Source organism: Arcicella sp. LKC2W, assembly GCF_034931005.1.
Lineage (GTDB): Bacteria > Bacteroidota > Bacteroidia > Cytophagales > Spirosomataceae > Arcicella.
Window position 1 is genome coordinate 123,102 of the sequence record NZ_JAYGIN010000001.1, and the last position, 24,617, is coordinate 147,718.

General features: G+C 35.5%; 18 protein-coding genes. 4 read left to right on the top strand and 14 right to left on the bottom strand.

Annotation, left to right across the window (positions count from 1 at the left end; genetic code table 11):
* The first annotated feature begins 56 nt into the window (after window positions 1–56).
* The gene (locus tag VB796_RS00500; RefSeq protein ID WP_323344548.1) at window positions 57–662 is read left to right on the top strand and encodes a hypothetical protein; all 606 of its coding nucleotides are present in this window, start codon (window positions 57–59) and stop codon (window positions 660–662) included.
* 57 nt (window positions 663–719) lie between these two features.
* On the top strand, window positions 720–1,370 hold the full coding sequence (locus VB796_RS00505) for an ABC transporter ATP-binding protein (protein WP_323344549.1): 651 nt from the start codon (window positions 720–722) through the stop codon (window positions 1,368–1,370).
* 76 nt (window positions 1,371–1,446) lie between these two features.
* Here the strand turns inward: VB796_RS00505 and VB796_RS00510 are convergent, their stop codons facing one another.
* From VB796_RS00510 to gltB, 4 genes are all read right to left on the bottom strand, one after another.
* Window positions 1,447–2,937: a glutamate synthase subunit beta gene (locus VB796_RS00510; RefSeq protein ID WP_323344550.1), complete on the bottom strand. Its 1,491-nt coding sequence runs from the start codon at window positions 2,935–2,937 to the stop codon at window positions 1,447–1,449.
* A gap of 76 nt (window positions 2,938–3,013) precedes the next feature.
* The gene (locus tag VB796_RS00515; RefSeq protein WP_323344551.1) at window positions 3,014–3,373 is read right to left on the bottom strand and encodes a type II toxin-antitoxin system RelE/ParE family toxin; all 360 of its coding nucleotides are present in this window, start codon (window positions 3,371–3,373) and stop codon (window positions 3,014–3,016) included.
* Window positions 3,363–3,560: a type II toxin-antitoxin system prevent-host-death family antitoxin gene (locus tag VB796_RS00520; RefSeq protein ID WP_323344552.1), complete on the bottom strand. Its 198-nt coding sequence runs from the start codon at window positions 3,558–3,560 to the stop codon at window positions 3,363–3,365. The genes VB796_RS00515 and VB796_RS00520 overlap by 11 nt, the downstream gene beginning before the upstream one ends.
* A gap of 46 nt (window positions 3,561–3,606) precedes the next feature.
* On the bottom strand, window positions 3,607–8,178 hold the full coding sequence (gltB, locus tag VB796_RS00525; RefSeq protein ID WP_323344553.1) for a glutamate synthase large subunit: 4,572 nt from the start codon (window positions 8,176–8,178) through the stop codon (window positions 3,607–3,609).
* A 610-nt stretch (window positions 8,179–8,788) separates the two neighbouring features.
* On the opposite strand from gltB, the gene VB796_RS00530 reads away from it, so the two are divergent.
* Together VB796_RS00530 and VB796_RS00535 are read left to right on the top strand one after the other, a co-directional pair.
* Window positions 8,789–9,037, top strand: coding sequence for a hypothetical protein (locus tag VB796_RS00530; protein WP_323344554.1), 249 nt, complete (start codon window positions 8,789–8,791; stop codon window positions 9,035–9,037).
* 122 nt (window positions 9,038–9,159) lie between these two features.
* Entirely contained in the window at window positions 9,160–11,382 is a 2,223-nt protein-coding gene (locus VB796_RS00535; RefSeq protein ID WP_323344555.1) for a gliding motility-associated C-terminal domain-containing protein, read from the top strand.
* 97 nt (window positions 11,383–11,479) lie between these two features.
* Here the strand turns inward: VB796_RS00535 and VB796_RS00540 are convergent, their stop codons facing one another.
* The 10 genes from VB796_RS00540 to VB796_RS00585 all read right to left on the bottom strand — a co-directional run bounded on the left by VB796_RS00540 (window position 11,480) and on the right by VB796_RS00585 (window position 24,422).
* Window positions 11,480–12,574: a hypothetical protein gene (locus VB796_RS00540; protein ID WP_323344556.1), complete on the bottom strand. Its 1,095-nt coding sequence runs from the start codon at window positions 12,572–12,574 to the stop codon at window positions 11,480–11,482.
* A 203-nt stretch (window positions 12,575–12,777) separates the two neighbouring features.
* Window positions 12,778–13,965: a histidinol-phosphate transaminase gene (locus VB796_RS00545; protein ID WP_323344557.1), complete on the bottom strand. Its 1,188-nt coding sequence runs from the start codon at window positions 13,963–13,965 to the stop codon at window positions 12,778–12,780.
* A gap of 27 nt (window positions 13,966–13,992) precedes the next feature.
* Window positions 13,993–14,463, bottom strand: coding sequence for a hypothetical protein (locus tag VB796_RS00550; protein WP_323344558.1), 471 nt, complete (start codon window positions 14,461–14,463; stop codon window positions 13,993–13,995).
* 61 nt (window positions 14,464–14,524) lie between these two features.
* On the bottom strand, window positions 14,525–15,991 hold the full coding sequence (locus VB796_RS00555; protein WP_323344559.1) for a SusD/RagB family nutrient-binding outer membrane lipoprotein: 1,467 nt from the start codon (window positions 15,989–15,991) through the stop codon (window positions 14,525–14,527).
* Between the two features lie 48 nt (window positions 15,992–16,039).
* Entirely contained in the window at window positions 16,040–19,204 is a 3,165-nt protein-coding gene (locus VB796_RS00560) for a SusC/RagA family TonB-linked outer membrane protein (protein WP_416233506.1), read from the bottom strand.
* 796 nt (window positions 19,205–20,000) lie between these two features.
* The gene (locus tag VB796_RS00565) at window positions 20,001–20,912 is read right to left on the bottom strand and encodes a ribonuclease Z (RefSeq protein WP_323344561.1); all 912 of its coding nucleotides are present in this window, start codon (window positions 20,910–20,912) and stop codon (window positions 20,001–20,003) included.
* Window positions 20,913–21,031: 119 nt separating this feature from the next.
* The gene (locus tag VB796_RS00570) at window positions 21,032–21,457 is read right to left on the bottom strand and encodes an anti-anti-sigma factor (protein ID WP_323344562.1); all 426 of its coding nucleotides are present in this window, start codon (window positions 21,455–21,457) and stop codon (window positions 21,032–21,034) included.
* 128 nt (window positions 21,458–21,585) lie between these two features.
* Window positions 21,586–22,527, bottom strand: a complete 942-nt coding sequence (locus VB796_RS00575) for a phosphoribosylaminoimidazolesuccinocarboxamide synthase (RefSeq protein ID WP_323344563.1) — start codon at window positions 22,525–22,527, stop codon at window positions 21,586–21,588.
* A gap of 102 nt (window positions 22,528–22,629) precedes the next feature.
* Window positions 22,630–23,811 (bottom strand): acetyl-CoA C-acyltransferase, encoded by a 1,182-nt coding sequence (locus tag VB796_RS00580; RefSeq protein WP_323344564.1) that lies wholly within the window; start codon window positions 23,809–23,811, stop codon window positions 22,630–22,632.
* Between the two features lie 11 nt (window positions 23,812–23,822).
* Window positions 23,823–24,422 carry a hypothetical protein gene (locus VB796_RS00585; RefSeq protein ID WP_323344565.1) on the bottom strand — a complete coding sequence of 200 codons (600 nt, stop codon included), beginning with the start codon at window positions 24,420–24,422 and terminating at the stop codon, window positions 23,823–23,825.
* Between the last annotated feature and the right edge of the window lie 195 nt (window positions 24,423–24,617).

Here is a 24,617-nt window from a genome sequence, read left to right on the forward strand (position 1 = left end):
ATACTGTTAGTAGCTTTATCAAATTACAAATACATTCATAATCTTTATCTCAAAATATGAAAATTCTTGCAATATTTATCATATTAAGCATTTCATTTATTGCTTGCCAAAAGGAAATCTCAACACCAGTAGAAAGCAATTGCAAAACTGCTGCATCTGTACCACAAATAAGCTTTCTAAAATTATCTAATATTTATTCTAAAAAGAATAATTTTTTAGGTTATGAAGTCAAGCAAGACAGTATTACTCTTACTTTCAAATTCCAAGATTCTGAAAATGATATCGGGATTAACCCTTCTGAAAAACTTTTTAATGATGATGGTATAAATCAAACAATTTTCATTAATGTTTTGAAAAAAAATAACGACGGTACTTTCTCTAAACTATCTTTACCTGAACCGTATAACTTATATTTATTTTTACCGAATGCAACCACAGGAATTAGCCCATCAATTTCTAACTACTCTACTATAAATTTTTTCAGTGATTGTACTGGAGAAATTAGTTGCAGTTTAATCTTTGAATTAAATTTTTTACTACTTCAAAGAATAAATTTAGCACAAGGTGATAAAATTAAATTTTCAATTACTTTAAAAGATCGTTCAAGTCATTTGAGTAATGTAATCGAAACAACAGAAACGACTATTTCAGAAAATCCATAGTTTTGAATCAAGTCCAAAAGTATTAAATAACTTCAACTTATGAATATTTCAAAATAAATGCTACAAATAAAAAATATACAAAAAACATACGGTAATTTAACCGTTTTGAAAGGAATTGATTTAACGATTAATCAAGGAGAAATTGTGTCCATCGTTGGGGCTTCAGGAGCGGGAAAAAGTACGCTTTTACATATTGCAGGCACATTGGACAAACCTGATACAGGACAAGTTTTTATTGCTAATGAGGAAGTTACCAAACTCAAAAACAATGATTTAGCGAAATTTAGAAATGAAAAATTAGGTTTTATTTTTCAATTCCATAACCTTTTAGGAGAATTTACTGCTCTGGAAAATGTATGTATGCCTGCTTTTATCGGAGGAAAAGAAAAAGGAGTTAAGGAGAAAGCAGAAGAATTATTAGTTTTGCTTGGTTTACAAGATAGAATTCACAATTTGCCTTCACAAATGTCGGGAGGAGAACAGCAACGGACCGCCGTTGCCCGTGCTTTGATAAATTCGCCCTCAATTGTTTTTGCGGATGAGCCTTCGGGAAATTTAGACTCAAAAAATGCCCAAGAATTACATCAACTCTTTTTCGATTTGAGAGATAAATTCAATCAAACTTTTGTCATTGTAACACATAACGAAGAATTAGCCAATATGGCGGATAGAAAATTGGTGATGCAGGATGGGTTATTGGTAGTTTGATTATTGCCTTCCTTAAAATAAAAAAAAAGTCCCGTCATTGTTGAATAACGGGACTTTTCTTTGTACCTGATAAATATTATGCTACCGCAAAACTTGAAACAGTTTTTGCTTCCAAAGTAGATTCTCCCATTAAGTAAATATCTACTGCACGGGCAGCTTCTCTACCTTCCGAAATTGCCCAAACAACTAAAGACTGTCCTCTACGCATATCTCCTGCTGCAAAAACACCGTCAACTGAAGTCTGGTAGTTATTGGCTTTTACGTTTCCTCTTTCGTCAAATTCCATCCCTTTTTCCTCCAACTGAGCTAACAAACCTTCTTTTTGTGGATGTAAGAAACCTGCGGCAATTAATGCTAATTCAACAGGAATTTCACGCTCATTGGTATGAACTTGTGACGCTTTCCCGTCCTTAACTTCCATCACAATGTCCGCTAATTTCAAGGCTTTCAAGTTTCCATCGGCATCACCAACAAATTCTTTTACAGCAATGGACCACTGACGATTTGCACCCTCTTCGTGTGAAGTTGATGTACGCAACATCATCGGCCAATTTGGCCAAGGTGTTTGTGTCGCACGTTCAGCAGGAGGCATTGGCATTACTTCCACTTGCGTAATTGATTTTGCTTTGTGACGATTTGAAGTACCAACACAGTCAGAACCTGTATCACCACCACCGATAACCACAACGTTTTTATCTGTTGCATAGATTTCTCCCATTGGATAATCCTGTCCTGCGTGGTTTACAAAACGTTCTATCCCAGCAACTCTTTTATTTTGTTGCGAAAGAAATTCCATTGCAGGATAAACACCTTTTAGTTCAGCTCCAGGAATTGGCAAAGTTCTTGGCACAGTTGAACCTCCAGAAAGTACCACAGCATCAAATTCGTCTAATAAATCATCTGCTTTGATGTCTTTTCCAACGTTAGTATTCGTTTTGAAGACAATTCCTTCTTGCTCCATTACTTCAACACGACGTTGAACAACCCATTTTTCTAATTTGAAATCAGGAATACCATAACGTAACAACCCACCGATTTTATCAGCACGTTCAAAGACTGTTACTGTATGACCTGCTTTATTTAATTGAGCGGCAGTTGCCATACCCGCAGGGCCTCCTCCTACTACGGCAACTGTTTTACCAGTGCGTTTTGAAGGAATATTAGGCTTTACCAAACCATTTCCGAAAGCATATTCAATAATTGATTTCTCAATATATTCAATAGTAACGGCAGGTTTATTGATACCTAATACACAGGCAGATTCGCAAGGTGCTGGACAAATACGACCTGTAAATTCTGGAAAATTATTAGTAGAAGATAAAATCTCATACGCATAAGCCCAGTTTTGATCATAAACGGCATCATTAAATTCAGGAATAATGTTACCAAGTGGACAACCATTATGGCAGAAAGGCACACCGCAATCCATACAACGGCTTGCTTGGTCTTTTACTTTTCCTGCTTCAAAATCAATATCTATTTCTTTATAATCTTGGACACGTTCAGCGACGGGTCTTTTCTTAGGAGTTTCTCTTGTTACTTCTAAAAATCCTGTTGGTTTTCCCATTGTTTAAATTCGGATTTTATATTTCAATAAATATATTGGTATTTATCGAAGACATTTAATGTGATTAGAATTATAATTAATCAAATCGCCTATTTGTCAATTTTTCAATATCTTTTGCCGAAATAGAGTCGGTTTCAGATTTATCATAAATTTCTAACAAAAAGACTCGATTATACTCTTCTTTTGTTTCAGTTTCTACCAAAACCTCTAAATCAAAATAAGTAATAACTCTTGCTCCGCCGCTTTTACCTTTTCCTTTACTTTTTATCGCAAGCCTTATTTTGTAAACTCCACTGCCAAGAGATACTCCTAAAGTGGGGTTTTCTTTTAAATCATTAGATAGTTTTTGAAGTTCTGATTTTAAAGAAGCATATCTTTTCAAAAGAGGTTTAGCAGATTTTTCAAAATCATCAGTAGTAATTACCTTAGTTTTCATTTAAAAAATCTTCTAAACTTCTTCCTTCTGTTCTTTTACCAGCTTTTACGTCTTTTACTTCTTGTAAAGCATTATCAAGATTATCAAATATTTGTAATTTTTTCTTAATCCGTTGCAACTCATCCCATTCTTTAATTGGAACGATTACTGCAGTATTTTTTCCTTTATCATTTACGATATATTGCATAATAAAAAAAGAGTTTGAATTTAGATTCTAAATTACAATAATAATCTTAATGGGCAATTTCCACTTGAATATCTTTATAAACGACATTTTTATCTTCCAAAACCTCTGCAACACTGATATTTCTTGAAGCCAAAGCTTTCTTGAAATCTTGTGGCATTACTTTGATAAATTGTGGTAAAATTGTAGCCCAATTATCTAAGATATTTTTTGCAACGTCTGAATCTGTGTATTGTAAATGTTGAGAAACGTACAATTTCAAGATATTTTCATCTTCAATTGTCAATTCTTCAATCGCTACCATTTCACCGTTCAATTTAGGAGCAAAATCTTTGTTTTTATCCCAGATATAAGCAACTCCACCCGACATACCTGCACCGAAGTTACGTCCAGTTTCACCTAAGATAACCACTAAACCACCTGTCATGTATTCGCAACCGTGGTCGCCAACACCTTCTACTACTACTTTTGCACCAGAGTTTCTTACACAGAAACGTTCACCTGCCATACCTCTCAAATAAGCCTCTCCCGATGTTGCACCGTAGAATGAAACGTTACCAACTACTGAGTTTTCAGAAGGATTAAAAGTGGCTTTTTTATCAGGATAAACAATCAATTTAGCACCACAAAGTCCTTTTCCGATGTAGTCATTAGAATCTCCTTCTAATTCAAAGGTGATTCCATTTACAGAAAACGCTCCGAAAGATTGTCCAGCAGTACCTTTAAATTTGATATTAATGGTATCGTTTGGTAAGCCTTTTGCTCCGTATTTCTTCGTGATTTCGTTTGATAACATTGTACCGATAGTACGATTCACGTTGATTACGTTCAATTCTGCCGAAACTTTTGTACCATTTTCAAGAGCAGGTTTTGCAATATCTAATAACTGCCAGTCAATTTGGTCTTGCAATCCGTGGTCTTGGTCTTCTTGCTTATAAAGAGCGACATCCAAAGCCATTGGTTGCTTATATAAAATTGGTGATAAGTCTAAGTTTTTCAATTTCCAGTTGCTCAATGCTTCTTTCATTTCCAATCTATCAGACTGTCCAACCATTTCATTTACAGTTCTGAAACCTAAATCAGCCATGATTTCACGCAATTCAGTTGCCAAGAAAGTAAATAAATTTACTACGTGGTCAGCTTCTCCTGTGTACATAGCACGTAAACGTGGGTCTTGAGTCGCTACACCAACTGGGCAAGTATTTACGTGACATTTACGCATCATGATACAACCCGCAGTTACTAAAGCCGCCGTGGCAACTCCGAATTCCTCAGCACCTAAAAGAGCTGCAACTGCAAGGTCTTTACCAGTTCTGATTTGTCCGTCCGTTTGAACCGTTACACGTCCACGTAATTTATTACGTACCAAAGTTTGGTGTGCTTCTGCTAAACCAAGTTCCCAAGGTAAACCAGCGTGACGGATTGATGAAAGTGGCGATGCACCTGTTCCTCCGTCGTGTCCTGCAATCAGTATGTGGTCAGCATGAGCTTTTGCCACACCCGCTGCAATCGTTCCAACACCCGCTTCTGAAACTAATTTCACTGAAATACGTGCGGCACGGTTGGCATTTTTCAAGTCGAAGATTAATTGTGCTAAATCTTCAATTGAGTAAATATCGTGGTGAGGAGGAGGAGAAATCAAACCTACTCCAGGCGTTGAGTGACGAGTTTTACCAATCCAATCATCTACTTTGTGTCCAGGTAATTGTCCACCTTCCCCTGGTTTTGCACCCTGAGCCATTTTAATTTGGAGTTCGTTGGCATTACTCAAATAATGAGAAGTTACCCCGAAACGTCCAGAAGCAACTTGCTTAATCGCTGAATTCAACCAGTCTCCATTAGGCAATTTATCAAAACGAATTGGGTCTTCTCCACCTTCTCCAGAGTTTGATTTACCACCAATGCGGTTCATTGCAATGGCTAAAGTTGTGTGTGCTTCGTAAGAAATTGAACCGAAAGACATCGCACCCGTTGCAAAACGTTTGAAGATATTTTCAATTGGTTCTACTTCACTAATATCAATTGATTTTCCTTTTTTGAATTTCAATAATCCACGAAGGGTTAATGCTCTTTCAGCTTGGTCATCAATGATTTTTGAATATTTTTTATACTGAGCGTAACTATTCGATTTTGTCGATTGTTGCAACAAGTGAATTGTCTCAGGATTAAATAAGTGAGCTTCTCCACGTTGCTTCCATTGATAAATACCCCCAACTTCCAATTTAGGATTTGCTACTGGTACTTCTGGATAACCGTTTTTGTGTTTGATTAAGGCTTCTTTAGCGATACCTTCCAAATCAATACCACCAATTCTTGAAATTGCTCCTGAGAAATACGTATCAACTACTTCTTTGCTTAAACCAACAATTTCAAATATTTGAGCTCCTTGGTAAGATTGAAGCGTTGAAATACCCATTTTAGAGAAAATTTTCAACAATTCACCATTAACGGCTTTGATATAATTGGCTTGTAATTTTTCGTAAGGATAATCAACTTGAAGAATACCTTTTTCTTTCATTCCGTTGATTGTCTCGAATGCCATGTACGGATTCACTGCTGATGCACCAAAACCAATCAAAGTAGCAAATTGATGTGTTTCCCAAACGTCTCCTGCCTCTACAATTAAACCAACTTGAGCTCTCTTTCCTTGACGAATCAAATGGTGATGAACTGCTGCAACCGCTAATAATGAAGGAATTGGAGCGTGTGAAGAATCAACGCCACGGTCTGTCAATAAGATAATTGCATATCCATCATCAACGGCATCTTCAGAATATTGACAAATTCTATCCAAAGCTCTTTTCAATTCGCCTACTTTTCCATTGGCACGGAAAGTTGTATGAATTGATTTTGTTTGGAAGTTTTTATGGTCTATCCAACGAATTTTCTCAATTTCAGCATTTGTTAATACTGGCTGACGAATTTCAATCTGACGACAGTGTTCTGGAGATTCTTTCAATAAGTTTCTCAAACCACCAATATCAGAAAGCAATGACATAACAGTACGCTCACGGATTGAGTCAATCGGTGGGTTGGTAACTTGTGCAAATAATTGCTTAAAATAGTACGACAAATGCTGAGCTTGGTCAGAAAGAATAGCCAAAGGAGTATCAACACCCATAGAACCAAGTGCTTCTTTACCTGTTTCAACCATTTGAGCCAATAAAACTCGTAAATCTTCCGTTGTGAATCCGAATACCTGTTGACGTAATAATAGTTCACGTTCAAACGGTGTACGATATTCAGAACCTGCTTTTGGCAAGTCTTCTACTTTGATTTTATTTTCTTTCAACCATTCGCCATACGGCTGTTGTTGACAGATTTTTTCTTTTAATTCTGTATCTGGAATAATACGACCAGCTTCCATGTCCACAACGAACATTTTACCAGGTTGTAAACGCCCTTTTGATACAATTTTAGCTGGGTCAATATCCAAAACACCTGCTTCCGAAGCCATGATAACAAAATCATCGTCAGTAACCCAGTATCTTGATGGACGTAAACCATTTCTATCTAAAGTAGCACCAATGATTTTTCCGTCAGTAAACGAAATTGAAGCTGGACCATCCCAGGGTTCCATCATAGCTGCGTGGTATTCGTAGAAATCTTTCTTGTATTGTTCCATCTGCTCGTTGCCGTCCCATGCTTCTGGAATCAGCATCATCATCACGTGTGGAAGCGAACGTCCACTCATGTACAACAATTCGATGGCATTATCTAAAATAGCTGAATCTGACTGTCCTAATTGACAAGTTGGCAGAATCATATCCATTTCTTCTTTCGTAAAGAATTCTGACTCAAACAAAGCCGATTGAGCTTGCATCCACGCAGAGTTTCCTTTTACGGTATTGATTTCACCGTTGTGACCGATAAAACGGAACGGTTGAGCCAATTTCCATTCAGGGAAAGTATTTGTCGAGAAACGAGAGTGAACAATTGCCAAAGCAGAAGTAAATTCTTCACGTTTCAGGTCATCAAAATACCCTGGCACCTGCATTGTCGTCAACATACCTTTATAAATAATGGTGTGTGCAGACAATGAGCCAAAGTAGAATTTATCATCTAAACCTCTAACTGTTTCATTGATAATACGGGCAGTTACCTGACGGAAAACGTACAATTTACGTTCAAATGCCATTTCATCAGTAACCGTTGCTGGACGCTTGATGAAAAGTTGTTCCATTTGAGGTTCAGTATTACCCGATTCAGCACCTTGAATTTCAACATTTGTACATGGTACAACTCTGTATCCAAGAATCTCCAAGCCTAATTTCTTAGCTTTACGAGTAATAATTTCTTTACACTCCTCACGAGTATGTGCATCTTTCGGAAAAAATGTCATACCTACGCCATACTCACCAGCGGCAGGTAAATCAATTCCTAATTGAGTACATTCTTCTAAGAAAAATTCATGCGGAATTTGAAGAAGAATCCCTGCTCCGTCACCTGAATTAGGGTCACAACCGCAGGCACCACGGTGGTCCATGCGAATAAGCATTTGAATAGCGTCAGTTACAACTTTGTGTGACTTTCGCCCTTTCATGTTCGCAACGAAACCGATTCCACAAGCATCGTGTTCAAATTCTTTGCGATACAACCCTTTATTGTCGAAATTAGTCATGGTATTAATTTGGGGCTTTAAACAGAACAATCCGTGTGTAAGCATTAACGCAAGATTGTCCCCAACAAAATAATCTACTCTTTGTTACTTCAAAATGTTTCCTGTTATATAACTTATTTAATAAAATTAAGATTATTAAGGAAGTTTTAAGACTGAAAACAAAATTTTATGTTTTGGATTTAGCAAAAGCATTTACTTTCTATTTTGCTGTTACAAATATATACAAGAAATTCTTTGGAAAAAATAGACTTTTGCCAAAGAATCATTGGTATTAAACAATTTCAAGATTTCTTAAAATTTAATCTTGGTTAGATACAATTTTGCAAATACTATTTAAAAAACTCTATTTTTCATTTTTAGCAAAAAAATAGGCGAACTGTTCATTTTTCAACACTAATATAACACCTATTTGCAAATTTATTAAGAAAAAAAAACACATTGCAACTCAAAATCCACAACTTGAGCAAAAAAATAAAATTCAGTCAACTTTCTGAAAAAAATCTGATAGAAATTACAAATTAATGATTAAGCTCCCTATTAAAATAAATTTGTAATTTCGGTTTCTATCATTTTTACCTTTTTATTGATTTAAACCTATATTTCTCAAATCATGAATTATCGCAAATCTTTTAAATCAGTTTGGCGAGTTGATATTATTGTCAGTTTATCTGCCATGCTTATCTGTTTAGCAACTTTTGGCATTTATTTGTATCAAACCAAAATTATTCAAGAACAGGCAAAAGCCAGTGTTTATCCACATTTAGAAATCGTTAGAGAATATAAGTTTACAAAGATTATTGGATGGTCGAAAAGTGGAAACAACCAGAAGAATGTAAAAACTGTGAAAATGAAGATTTGATTAAACCTGTTAAATTATCAGATAAAAAGTAGGTCGTGTAAATTGGTTGAAAATTTGTAAAAAAGTAAACGCACAATACAACCATTCGTGCTAAAAAACTGTCTATTTATAAAAATACTTTCATGAGAACAATACTACTCTGTATTATTTTAATCGTTATTTTTCTCCCTAAAACTCATGCAACACACATAGTTGGGGGTGAAATAGAATTGCAGGCTATAAAAAATCAGGCTAATATTTCTCATCGTCTGAATCTCAATCTCTATTTTGATAACATTAATGGTTCCGTTGGGGCAATTGACCAAAACTTGACTTTAGGCGTTTTTAGAAAAAGAGATAATTTTTTAATGGGATATGTGGTTGTTCCACTCGTAAACAGCTCTCTTGTTCCATATTCCAATCCAACTTGCAGTCAAAGTAATCAAATACAAACACGTCTTTTGCAGTATTCTACTTTGATTTCTCTAAATCCTGACAATTTCTCTGATTCACAAGGTTATTATATTGTTTGGGAACGTTGTTGTAGAAATAATATCATTTCTAATATTGTTTTGCCTCAAGAAGCCGCTTCTGTATTTTATTTATCTTTTCCTCCACTTAAAAAAGACGGAATTGCCTTTATCAATTCATCACCTTCTTTTGCAACTTTAAAAGGTGATTATATTTGCCTAAATCGTCCCTTTACTTTTGAATTTGGAGCAACCGATGCCGACGGAGATAGTTTAGTTTATCGTTTAGTAACGCCCCTAAATGGGTATAGCAACAAAGATATTCCAAATCCAGCTTTACCACGTGGCAGTAGCAATTATCCTCTGGTAGCTTGGGGAAACGGTTATAGTCTTGACAATGTGATGGGAGGAACAAAACCCTTATCAGTCAATCCACGAACTGGACAACTTACCGTCACCGTAAATAAGGAAGGATTATTTGTCTTCTGCGTGTTGACAGAAGAATATAGAAAAGGGGTAAAAATAGGCGAAGTTAGAAGGGATTTCCAACTCAAATCTTTGGATTGTCCTATCAATAATGCTCCTTTGGCATTTTTTAGGGAAAAGGGGAAAGCTGAGTTTTACAATTCTGAAACAACAATCAATATAAAATATGGTGAAAAGAAATGCCTAACACTTTTAGGAAACGACCGAGACTCAAGTCAGTCAATTTCAATGAAAGTTTTACCCATAAACGCTAAATTTACGCCAACACTTTCAACTTCCGTTTTAACCAATGCAACCTCCAAAGACACATTAAGGACTGAAATTTGTTTTAATGATTGTACAGAATCCACCGATGGCAAACCACTACTCTTTGATGTTACCGTTTCGGATAATGGATGCCCACAACCACTTTCTTCTACCCTTAGATTGAAAATATTTATCGAACCCAAACCTAATATTCCTCCGACAATTAGTACAGATTTGGTTGACCGCCGAGCGGAAATTTTACTTGGCAATACTTTAAAATTTAATCTCTTCGGGAATGATATTGATAATGATAGCATTACTGTTATCGCCACGGGTCGAGGTTTTAATTTGGCTCAAGCTGGAATGTCCTTTGCGGGTGGCTCTGGAATTGGGAAATTGACCAGCCCATTTACTTGGATTCCGATTTGTGACTTAAAACGCACAACTGATTACATTGTTGATTTTATCGTAATTGATAAAAGATGCGGGAGAAATTTGAGAGATAGTATTTCTGTAAATCTAAAACCTTTAAGCAACAAAGTAGAGCCACCAACGGTTTACACCAATTTGCCCAATAATGCTATTGATGTTACGATAAATGGTACTGAACCGCAGCCGATATTATTTGATGTAATCGGAGAAGAAATTGACGCTAAAACTATCATCAAGTTATCGGCAGTACCGATTGGTTTTGATTTGAAAGCTACTGGAATGATTTGGACTGATAAATCAGGAACGGTGAAAATCATTAATCCTTTTTCATGGAAACCTGATTGTAGTTTATTACAGGGCAAAGATTCAATGAGTTATAAAATTGACTTTATTGTCGAAAATAACTCCTGCAACATAGATAGATTTGACACCGTTTCGGTAAATATTATCCTGAAAAATAAGATTGCGAGTTTTGATTCTTTCAAGCCTTCCAATGTTTTTACGCCAAATGGGGATGGCAAAAATGACTATTTTTCCTTGGATTTACCAGAAAATTCATGTTTTGAACAATTTGAGTCGATTGAAGTTTTTAACCGTTGGGGAAGTTCAATTTTTAAATCCTCCGATAGAAATTTTAAATGGACTGGCGACGAATTTTCTTCCGCTGATTATTATTATCAATTAAAATTTACTCAGAGAGAATTTAAAGGTTGGGTGAGTTTGATTCGATAGACGGATTTTAAACAAATAAAAAATCGTTGAACAAGGTTTAAAACCTGCTCAACGATTGGTTGTTTGTTAGATGATATAGTTTTACTCAGTTAAAATACTACGCTTTAGAAAATTTGAATGAACGCTTTTTGAACAAATGTGGAGCAAGTCCTAAACCTGTCAATAAAAGTCCAAAAATCAATAATGTACTGGTGTTAGCGAAAAACTGCCCCGATGCCAAAATTCCCATTACTAAGATAGTGGAAAGAGGCAACGAAAATGCTAAAATGAGTACCGCTAAGTTCAAGTCAAAAGTTCTTCTTTCTTTTGGCAAGTTTTTATCCTCTTCTTTCAAATTAATTGCTGAAATATGTGCAAAAGGCCAAAAACTACAAGAACTCAACGGTACTACCACAGCTAAAAGGATGAGGTTTGGGTTATTTATGTTGAATAAGTTGATTATTAACACACTAAATAAAAGCGTAATTCCTGCTCTAAATAGCAAAATGGAACTTACTAATTTGATTTTCCCTTCCTTAAATTGAACCGCTAAACCAATGTAAATCAAAACCAAAGGGGTCATCAAACTACTGGCACGATTGAATAATTCTGAAACAACCGTTGGTAATGAAGTCATATTTAATCCTAAAGAAAGAAATACGATTGCCAACAACATGATAATATTTATTGGTTCTTTCACCAAACTTAGCAGAAGACTTTTCACTTTCCCATTTTCTTGTGTTTCTTCTTCTCTGTTGTTTTTTAGATACATTTTGAGAGCAACGAAATACAAGAAATTTAAGGCAAAGAATTTATTTCCAACGTCTCCCATTGCTGCCAAAGCCAGAGATTCATCGCCTAAAAACTCATTAATGAACGGAAAACTCGACAAACCAGGTGCTAATGAAGGCAAAAGCATAGTTAAAGTTCTTCCCGAAGTGCTATCTTTTTCAATGCCGAAAATTGGCAAAAAGTAAGGAGCTGATAAAAATATAAAAAAGTTAAATGCAAGAATTAAAATTGGATATATCAACAGAGATAAACTGATTTTAATACCCATCAATGCAATAAATACCGTTGAAGGCAAAGCAATTGACAAGATTATTTCTTTTACCCCATTTATTTCTGTTTTGTTCTTGATTTTGCCTCTAAGTGCAAACCCTATTCCGATTAAAAGGAGGAGGATAAGCGTTTTTTGTACTGCCTCAACCATAGTTTTTTTGTAATGAAGTGAGTTTAAAAATCTTAAAATTCGGTAATAGTCGGGAGTTGCGTAAAAGTCAACAATTAATCATATTAAACCCATAAGATTTATTCATCAACCTGTTTATCAGTTAATTAAATAAAATCTCACAGGTTCAAACTTAGCATTAATTATAAGAGGTTTACACAACTCCCGATAAATCAATGTGCTGACTACGACAGTTCGCCTAATGATTTTACAAATAATTTCATCTCCTCCATTGTCCCCATACTTACTCTACACCAAGGTTTATTTTGGATGTCAAAAGCTCTTACCATTACCCCTTTTGAGGTCATTTTGGCAAGAAAATCTTTTCCTGGAATATTGATTGGAAAAATCACAAAGTTGGTGTAAGATGGAATGTATTTGTAATTCATTTTTTTAAGGTTTTCATACAAATATTCTTTACACTCGGTATTGAGTTTTTTAGTCATTGCTTGAAAATCTTTATCTTCAAAACTGGCAATTGCTCCTAAAATTGAAGTATGAGAAATTCCCATTCCTCCACGAGTAATTTTTTGAATTTTATCTAAAAATTCTGGTTGTGCTACGGCATATCCTACACGTAAACCTGCCATACCCATGATTTTAGAGAAAGTACGAGCAATGATGACATTTTTCTTTTGTGCTAAAAGCGAAACCATCGATTCTGTTCCTGTTCCTTCAGCTAATTCAAGATAGGCTTCGTCGATAAAAATTGGCACTTTTTCCGAAACTCTTGAACAAAAATCTAATAAATCTTTCCCTGCCGTGATACTTCCCACTGGGTTATTTGGATTACAGATATAAACCATTTTAGTGTCTTTATCAATGGCGGCTTCCATCGCTGGTAAGTCGTGCGACCAGTCACTTTTACATGGAATAGCCTTCCAAGTTGCTCCTACCGATTCTGCCACTTTTATCAATGACATATAAGTTGGGTCAGCCGAAACGACGTTTCCACCTTTCATAAATAATACCAAAGCCACTTTTTCAAGCAAATCAGAAGAACCCGGCCCCATCATAATGTGGTTTGGGGTTACGCCTTCTTTCTTAGCTAATTTGTCAACCAAATTTGATAGCTCTTTCCAAGAATATCTATTTCCTCCACTTACAGATTCTGCTACGGCTTTTTGGGTACTTGCTGGCGGGCCATAAGGGTTTTCATTAGCATTTAAACGAGCCAACATAGCGGTAACATTTGGTTTTTCGTCTAAAAAATGCTCTCTTAAAAGTGGACTGTAATAAAGTCTATTTTGTGAGTCAACTCTAACTGAAGCTTCTGGAAAAGCTCCCATTGAAATATGCGGAGCCAAAGCCATACCACTGATGGTCATTAAGCCAGATTTTAGAAGACTACGTCTGTTAACAAGGTTTTTCATGGAATTTATTAGTTTTGTTTGATAAGATTATTTTGTTGCCGTTAAGCGAAAATATTTTGTAAATGATATGTCTTTATACGTTCCAGAACAACTTAATGACACTGAAGAACCTGCCACTGGTGTTGATATTCCGAGAGTTTTCCAAGCAATTTTTAGCGTTGAACGTCCTTGAGCATCTGTTGTAATATCCGACAGTTTTGTTCCACTTCTTAGCTTGAATGTTACTGGAATTGCCTTTGCTGGAATACTGTCAATACCCACCTTATTATCAAGCAATCCATCTTTATTCAATTCTAATAATCTCACCGTAATCGAGGCATCTGCTGAGGCAGAAGAACTGATTGATGGTTCTGTCGTTAATCCAGAAGTTTTGCCTGCGGCATCTTCAAAAATTACTAAAACAGGAGCTACAACTCTATCCACAAATGGGTCATCTACTTTACAAGAAACGGTAACAAAGGCTACAAAAAGAGAACAGATATATAGTATTTTTTTCATAATTGGAATCATTTAAGTTAAAATAATGAGTAACATTTTGAGCATTATTCCCAAAATATCGTTACTCTGACCACCAAAGTTTCGCTTTCATATTGTCCGTACCAATCAGCTTAATTCCTTCGTCAAGTTTTGCTTTGTTCAAAGAATATTCGGTGGTAGGATACGGCAAGCGAGTTGGTACAACTCCATCGTTTTCAAAAACTGCTCTTGGGTCACGGGTCGAAAATTTAGGAAAACCTGTTCTACGGAATTCTGTCCATGCTTCAACTCCTTGTCCAAAAAGGGCTATCCATTTTTGTTCGATAATCTTTTCTTTAGAAATTGTACCAACAGTTTTTAAATAATCCGTTGGAGTTGTTAGGCTATACTGTGCAAATGAAGCATCAATTCCTTTTTTGAAATAATCGTCAGCCGTGCCTGTAATATCACCTTCGAAGGCGGCTTCTGCTAAAATGAGTTGAAGTTCACTGTACGTCATAATTACACTTGGCGTATTGGCTCTCGTGAAATAATCTCCTAAAACAGACCCTGTACTCAAATATGTTGTTGCAATAGCATCTGGAAGTCCATTAGGTACACCTTCATAAGCATTTGATTTATTTTTATTCGCAAAAACACCCAAACGAGTATCATTCAATCCTGATAATTTATCAACTAAAGTTTTACTAATATTCCAGTCGGTTCTGCTACCAATTATCATTACTTCGTGCCACTCATTATTACTTGGTCTTATGGCAGTATTTGCTAAAAGTGCATTATCTGAATTGCTGGTAAAAATTGGGAATTTGACAGGGTCAGCCAATATTTCACGCATAATAGCTCTTGATTCAGCCGATTTTTTGGCAGCTTGTCTATTAGCCAAACGAAGTCTTAAAGAGTTCGCAAACTTCTTCCATTTCAAAATATCGCCACTGTAAATAATATCACCTGTGATGCTTGGTCCACCAACAGTTAATTTTTCGTTTGCTAACTTTAAGTCATTCAATAATCCTTCGTAAACTTTATCCATCGAGTCATAAGTCGGTGTATAAACTGGCGAAGTATCCGTTCCTTTCAGTGCATCCGTGTAGGGAATTGCTCCGTACATATCAGTCAATAAAGAAAAAACCCATGTACGCATTACAATTGCCGCACCTTCGTAGTTTTTATTGGGTGTTTTGCCAGTCGTTCCTGACTCCGTGATGATTCTTTGAAAATTAACCAAGCCATCATTATAAAGCGACTTCCACGTATTATTGTAAAAAGTTGGCGTTATACCATAATTATCGCCTTCATTTGAATAAATATTTCTGGCTAAATACTGAATCCAAAGCATGGCTCCGTCCAAATTAAGACGTTCAAAACGGGTATTGCCACCCCAATATCTATCCACTGATTTCTCCACTGCATAAGGAAAAAGATATTGTGAACCTATCGCTGTTGGGTTATTGGGGTCAATATTGAGTTCGTCAAATTTGCTGGTACAAGCATTGAGCAACAACAAACTTCCGATGGCTAAAAATGAATATATTGTTTTATATAATTTCATATCTTTCAAAATTTAAGGTTAATGTTATGCTTTAAATAGTAATTGATTTTAGAAACCAATTGAGAGATTTGCCCCAATACTTCTTGAGTTTGGCAATTCTCCATAAGCAAAACCTTGTTGATTTGCCCCAAAACGGTCAACTTCTGGGTCGATGTGTGGTGTATTCTTGAACAATATTGCCAAGTTTCTACCCACTATTGAAATTTTAGCATTTTGCACTCCTATACTTTTCAAGAAAGATTTTGGAATATTATAACCGAAAGAAACTTCTCTCAATTTCACAAAAGAAGCATCAAAAATAGCAGCTTCATGATAACGACGTGGATTGTTGTAACCAATCAATTGGTTAGTTGCCACAATGACATCATTGGGTACATATTGAGGGTTTTCAGTCGTACCAACATTCATTACGCCTTTTCCGATGATACCTTCTTCACGTCCAAGTGCGGTTTCTGCGTATTGACCCGTCCAACGAGCCGTTCCAGTACCTTCATCAAAAATATCACCGCCCATTTTCACGTCAATCAAAGTAGACAATACGAAATTTTTGTAAGAGAAAGTATTATTCATCCCTCCCATCCAATCTGGCTGAATATTACCAAGCACTCTTGGCGTTGATTCTACCACAGGAAGACCATTTAGGTAAACAATTTGTCCATCAGGAGCGTGTTTGAAACCAATACCAAATAAAGAACCGTAAGGCATTCCTACTTGAGCAATTGAGGTTAAACCTCTTCTTTCTTGTAAGGTATAAGTGGTTAATCCTTCGGCTAATTCAACAACTTGGTTTCTGTTTTTAGAGAAATTCAAGGCTATATTCCACTTAAATCCTCTTGATGATTCTAAAAGTTTTCCAGAAAGTGTTGCTTCAATACCTTGATTGGTAATTTTACCTGCATTCAAGATGCGTTTGTCGTAACCGCTGGCTTTTGATATTTCAACACCAAGTATTTGATTTTGAGTAGATTGAAGATAATATGTCAGGTCAAGACCAAATTTATTTTTGAAGAATTTCAAGTCGATTCCCGCTTCGATACCAGTGGTAATTTCTGGTTTTAGCGTAGCGTTTGAAATCGTCAAATTCTCATAATACTCTGGCAATGAACTGTTCCAAGAACCTCCAGAACGGAAAGTTTGAAGCAATTGATACGGGTCGGCATCGTTACCAACTTGAGCCCAACTACCTCTTACTTTTGCATAAGAAACAATCTCTTTTGGATAATCAATCAAGTCTGATAAAACGGCACTCGCCGAAACCGAAGGATAAAAATAAGAACGAGCATTGGAAGGCAATGTACTCGACCAGTCGTTACGAGCGGTAACATCTAAGAAAAGAGCATTCAAGTAGCCAAATTGAAATGAACCATAAACACTTTGTACTTCTGCTTTCTCAATTCTACTTTCAATGGCGTTCTGACTTGGATTTGAGTTTGCCAAATTATATACCTTATCTACCACCAATTCACCTACATACGCATAATTACGTTTATAAAAATTGGTTCTTTGGGCAGCACCCGCAGAAGCCACAATACTTAAATCTTTGGTAATGGCTTTATCATAAGAAAGTAAAGCATCATGGTTTGTTTCCTGACGACGTAAAACCTCCTCTGAATATCTTCCAGGGGTTAAATTACCATTACGGACACGTTCAAAATTGACAATATTTATTCGGGTATCAGACCACATATCAGTACCACTTCTTAACATCAATTTCAATGATGGCATGATGGCAAAATTCAAAGCGATATTTCCTACTAAACGGTCTTTCTCGTTAGTATAAGGCAATTTTTCGCTTAAATAAAATGGGTTTGTAAAGAAAGTATGTTGCCAGTTTGCGGGGTCTGTATCAGGTAATTTTCCAGCAACAGCTCTTTGAATATGCACGCCAGAATAATCAGCCCAATTAGCTAATTGATCCCAAGAAACGTGTCTATGCGACCAAATAAATTGGTCTCCGTTTTGATAGGTTCTATTTCCTCCAGACTTAACATATTCACCTGAAACAACGGCAGTTAAGAATTTAGAAACTTTATAATTTGAATTCAGTTTGAAGTTATTTCTATAAAAATCATTGAAAGCCATCAAACCTGTTTGGTCTAATTTACCCAGACTCAATCTGAAACTTCCTTTGTCATTTGCTCCAGAAATAGCAATATTGTTCGACAAGGTCGTTCCTGTACTCCAATATTCATCCCAGTTATTGGATTGTGGAGTCAATGGAGCGACTTCTTTGCCTGTGTACCATTGACGAACCAATCTTCCGTCCATCGGAGCTCCCCAGCTTTCATCTGTACCATCAGTTCCAGTAGTTCTTCCTGGAGAAACCGTTCCGTAAGCCGCACGATATTGGTCATAAGCATCGGGAGCAATAACGCCACTCCAACCATCTGAATACCAAGTAGTATAACCAGAACCACCTCCGTAAGTATTCTGAAAATTGGGTTTCACCAAAGGTCTTTCAGCCGTAAAATTGGTATTAATTTCAATGCCTAAACCTTTCGTTCCCGCTCCATCTTTTGTTGTAATCAAAATTACCCCGTTGGCAGCTCTTGAACCATAAAGTGCAGCTGCATTGGGCCCTTTCAGCACAGAAATATCTTTTATATTATCAGGATTTACTTCCGATATACCTCCTCCAAATTGTTTATCAAATTGTTGCTGAATTGGCACACCATCTACCACAATAAGCGGTTGATTGTTTCCAGAAACAGATGAAGACCCACGAATCTGAATCGTAGAACCACTTCCTGGCCCACCATTACTACCAATTCTGACCCCTGCAATTTTTCCAGAAAGTGAATTAGCTACATTATTTGAACGAGCTTCTACTAAACTCTCTCCTTTCAATTCTTGTTGTGAATACCCTAAAGACTTCTTTTCTCTCGAAATACCTAAGGCAGTTACAACTACTTCATTGAGTTCCAAATTATTAGGAACAAGACTTATTTGAAAAAAAGTTTTATTATCAATCGTTATTTCTTTAGTGGAATAACCAACCGTGCTTATTTTTAAGACGTTACCATTGGCAGGCACTTTAATCGAAAACTTACCATTTGCATCTGTTACTGTACCATTTACAGTTCCTTTAATGAGGATTGATGCACCAGGAAGCAACCCATCTTTTTCAGAGTTGACTACCCCAGTAATGACCCTATCCTGTGCAGTTGCTACAAAAGATAAAATCAAAAAGAATATTATGTAAAAGTTTCTCATCATCTATTCGTGGAGTGGGTTTGGTTTGTCGTCTCTTCAAAACTGATTTATTACAAGACTCCGACCGCTCGGTTCGTAATAATCAGTATGAAGAGAAAAATTTGAAATGTCATTGTCTCTTAAAAAAATTAAGAGGCTTCACCGTAAAAGTCAACCAAATGATATACGCTATTTGAGCATATCTTATAATGCGTGAATTTGAAATTTTAACTCAATAAATTCCGAGAAAGGACAGAAATAAGCACTATTCTAAATAACTCTCATGTTGCGGTCGGAAAGAGTTAAATCTTGAATCATTAATTGTACTTATTTAAGATTAATAATATAAAACTATAAAAACAAAACTAATTTCAAAAAGAAAAACTAAAAAAAGTGCTTTTTTATTTGAAAAGTCAAATTTTTACATTAATTATTCATAAAAAATCTATAAATTCAAGAAAAAATCTTATAATAAATATCTAACAGCGAAAAATTACAAGTTTCAAAATAAGCTTCAATTGTATAATTTTATCAAAAAATTAAAAATATTGGTTTTAAAAATGAAAAATTAAAGGAAATTTATGAAAATAATTAAAAAATAGGTTTTATTAATGAATCAAAAATAATTGCACTTTTCAAAGAAATAAGTATTTTTACGATAAGCTATTTAAGTATTTTTAATCAAAAAAAAAGGGGAAATTCATTGAATTTCCCCTTTTCAGTAATAAAATTTTGGAACGATATACTTAAAAATGCAACACTTAAAATTTGTCGTATTTAACCGCTCACGAGCAATTACATTGTTCCGTAAAATTTTCTATATTTCTAAACTTAATCCTTCAATAGATAAAACGGTATTTGTAAATATTTTTTGAGCTTCAAACAAGAAAGGGTCAAGGTCTTTATAACGTGATGAATAATGCCCGATGACTAATTTCTTCACATTGGCACGCTTTGCAATTTCCGCTGCTTGTGCTGCTGTTGAGTGGCAAGTTTGCGTGGCTCTGGGCGTTAAATCTTCTAAAAAAGTAGCTTCGTGATAAAGTAAATCTACCCCTTTTACTATATCAATTATTGGTTCATGAAAAAGTGTATCAGAGCAAAAAGCATAACTTTTAGGTTCTATTTCGGGTTTTGTCAAAGTGGCATTTGAATATTTAATCGCTCCTTTTTTATCCAAAATATCAAGTCCATCTTTCAAATCTTTAATTTCTTCAATTGACAAATCATTTGGCAACACTTCTTTTCTCAGTTTGCGTTTTCCTTTTTTCTCTTTAATCAAAAATCCACAACAAGGCACTCGGTGTATCAGCGGAATTGTTGTTACAGTAACACTTTCATTTTCAAATAATTGATAAGATTTCTCTGTTTCTGTTTCAATAAAGTGTACTTTGAAATTCAACCAAGCATCGGAATATTTTAATTGAATGGTAATAATTTCGGCTAAACCTTTTGGACCAAAAACCCAAAGGTCTTCAGTTCTACGGTGCATATTCAAGGTAGAAATTAACCCAATGAGTCCAAAGTAGTGGTCGCCATGAAGGTGTGTGATAAAAATATACTTCAATCGAGTAGGACGTAATTTATAACGCAACAACTGATTTTGTGTTCCTTCTCCACAGTCAATCAAATATCCATCTTGCTCAATATGAAGATAATGTGCCGTTGGATTGCGTGTCAGCACGGGCGTAGCCGAACCTGTACCTAAGATAGTTAATTGAAAACTCAAAGTAGTATTGGTTGATTTTAGTAATTAGTGTTATTGCTGAAAGGTGTAATATTGAAGAAAACCAAAAGCCTTATCGAACTAACGTCAGATAAGGCTTTTTTGTTTATGAATTCAAAGAATCAATAGTCTTCTTCTTTTGCTCCGTCGCCATATTCGCCGTGGTCGTATTCATCATCTTCGTCTGACTGAAAATCATTTTCCAATTCATTCAGATAAACGGCATCAATTGCTTCTTGAACGGTTGGCATAACCGTTAAATCCTCAATTTTAGCTCCATCCAATTGGTCAATTATTGCTTGATCTTTAGTAACAATAATGAAAAGCCCCAACTCGTTCAAACAGATTTTGTTGGCTTTACGAATTACCGAGATTCCAAACCCATCTAATTCGTCAATTGAACTAAATTCAACAATCATATTTCCGTAACCTTCTCTGAAAAGCTTTCTAATGACTGCTTCGAGGTCAGCGGAGTTCTCTTGATTAAGAGCAGTTTCTTTAAGTTCGATTAGAGCAAACTGCTCGTTTTTTTCTACCTTAAATTCCATATTTTTTGTTTTATGATGTAAAATGGAACACAAACTACACAGACACTTCCAAATATAGATTTATGTATTTTTAAATCTCTTTGGACAATATTTGCATCATTTGAATTCCAATATAACTTGAATTATACTTATAATGACTTCAAATAAGCATTTACATTTGCTTCAACTCTGCCTAAAATATCTTCTGAAAAATCCTTTTCAAATTTCTTCCCAGTCACTTTCTCGAAAAGTTCAATATAACGTTCTGAGATTTGATTTACCCATTCATCTGACATTTCTGGAATGCTTTGTCCTTCTTTTCCTTGAAAACCATTGGCAATCAACCATTCTCTAACAAATTCTTTCGATAATTGTTTTTGAGATTCTCCGTTAGCTTGACGTTCATCGTAACCTGCTAAATAAAAATATCTTGAAGAGTCAGGCGTATGAATTTCATCAATTAACGTAATTTGACCGTCTTTATTTCCAAACTCGTATTTAGTATCTACCAAAATTAACCCTTGTTGTGCAGCCATTTCCGTTCCTTTAGCAAACAGGGCAAGAGTATAAGCTTCTAATTGCGAATAATCTGCTTCTGAAACTAATCCTTGAGCAAGAATTTCTTCACGAGAAATATCTTCATCGTGTCCTTCGTGTGCTTTGGTAGTTGGGGTAATAATTGGCGTAGGTAAACGGTCATTTTCTTTCAATCCTTCTGGCAAAGTTACACCGCACAAAGTACGTAAACCTGACTTATAGGTTCTCCAGGCGTGACCTGCTAAATAGCCTCTCACAACCATTTCTACGGGATATGTTTCACATTTTAAACCGACACTAACATTGGCATCAGGGGTTGCTACTAACCAATTCGGCACAACGTCACGAGTGGCATTCAAAAAGTGTTCAGCTATTTGATTTAACACTTGACCTTTATATGGAATAGCTCTTGGAAGCACTACATCAAATGCAGAAATTCTATCCGAAGCCACCATAACTAATAAGTTTTCAAAGGAATAGACATCTCGCACTTTACCTTTGTAGAACCCAGTTTGATTGGGAAAATTAAAATTGGTTGTATTTATTGTATTCATGTTTGTGTAGGTATGAGGTATGAAGTATGAGTTATGAGCCATATTGGATAAAATTATCCTTATAGCCTATACCTACTACCTCATACTTACTACCTAAAAAAATTACATTCTTTCTATTACAATTGCTGATGCTCCTCCGCCACCATTACAAATACCTGCTGCACCATATCTACCTTTTGTCTGTCTCAAAACTGAAATCAAAGTAGTTAAAATTCTTGCTCCAGAAGCTCCAAGTGGATGACCTAATGAAACTGCTCCTCCAAAAATATTAACTTTTTTGTGAGGGATTTCAAGCATTTTTTCAAACGCCAAAGGTACAACTGAAAACGCTTCGTTTACTTCAAAATAATCAATTTCTTCTTTGATTAAATTAGCCATTTTGATTGCTTTTGGCACTGCAACTGCGGGAGTAGTTGTAAATAAAGCAGGTTCTTGTTCAGCCTCTGCAAAACCAACAATTTTTGCTAATGGTAATAAACCCAATTTTTCAGCCTTCTTTCTTGACATCAAAACTAAAGCTGCTGCACCATCATTTAATGTTGAGGCATTGGCGGCTGTTACCGTTCCTCTTTTTTCAAAAGCTGATTTCAACAAAGGAATTTTATCGAAATTAACATTTTTATATTCTTCGTCTTCCGATACAATAATTGTTCCTTTTTTGGTTTGTACTTCTACTGGAATAATTTCGTCCTTAAAATAACCATTTTCAGTTGCTTCGGCAGCACGTTTATACGAATCAATGGCGTAATTATCCTGTGCTTCACGACTAAAACCATACTTACGAGCAGTTTGGTCTGCATAGAAACCCATGGCAATATCATCATAGGCATCAGTTAATCCATCTTTTTCCAAACCATCAACTAAAGTTCCTGAGCCATATTTATAGCCAAATCTTGCTCTTGGTACGTAAAAAGGTGCATTAGACATACTTTCCATTCCACCTGCAACGGCTACTTCGGTAAGTCCCAACATGATACTTTGTGCTGCATAAATAATAGCTTTTGCACCAGAAGCACAAACTTTATTGACAGTGGTACAACGTACTTGTGCTGGCAAACCTGCTCCAAGTGCTGCCTGACGAGCAGGTGCTTGTCCAACATTGGCAGAAATCACATTTCCCATGATGACCTCCTCAACCAATTCTGGTTTGATTCCTGCTTTTTCAATAGCTCCTTTAATGGCGATGCTTCCTAATTGAGTGGCTGAAAGGCTCGACAATGCCCCTCCAAAACTTCCAATCGGCGTTCTTACGGCCGATACAATATACACTTCTTGCGTATTCATAAATTTTATACTTACCAGTTTTGCGTGATTCGTGACTCTCTACTTTTTACTAAATTATTTCGTTTTTGAATATATTGGATTTCATCATTTTTCATCCCATCAAGTATCATTTTTGCCTTTTCCAAGGTCAAGCCATAATTCTTTAAAGTCTTCAATAATTCTTTTTGAGAATTGTCATTGGCAACTTCTGATTTTTGTTGTTGCGGACTTGGTGGTGGATTTGACTGCTTATTTTTAGATTTTACCTCTTCTTTTGTTTTTTCAGCATGATATTGCTTCTTCAAAAGTTCATAGTTATATCGAGCTATCTCATTATCGGGCTTCAAAATTAAGGCTTCTTTAAATAATGCTAATGCTCTCAAAGTATCTCTTTCATTACAAAAAATAATACCTAATTGCGAATAAGTCGTCGAAGCTAAATTAGGCTCTTTTAAACTAACCAACTGTGCATATTTTTTCCGTGCGGCAAGCGTATCTTTTTGTTCAAATAAAGAATGTGCAAAATTTAAAGTTACCTCAGAAGGTGTAAAAAATGATTGTTTTGCTAATAATTGATACTGCAAAGATGCTTCTTGAAAATTACCTTTTAAAAAAGCTTTCTGAGCTTCCATAGTGGCTTTATTACGAATATTAATTTTCGTAATCGAGCTATTATCAATTATCCAGAGAAATATGTAAAAAATAATTGAGTTAATAATAGTTAGTCGTTAAGTAAAAATACATCAAATTACTCAAATTGAGCAACTCAAAAAATACATTGAAGACGAATAATCGTCATTCATTAAAACAAGATGTAGAAAGGGAAA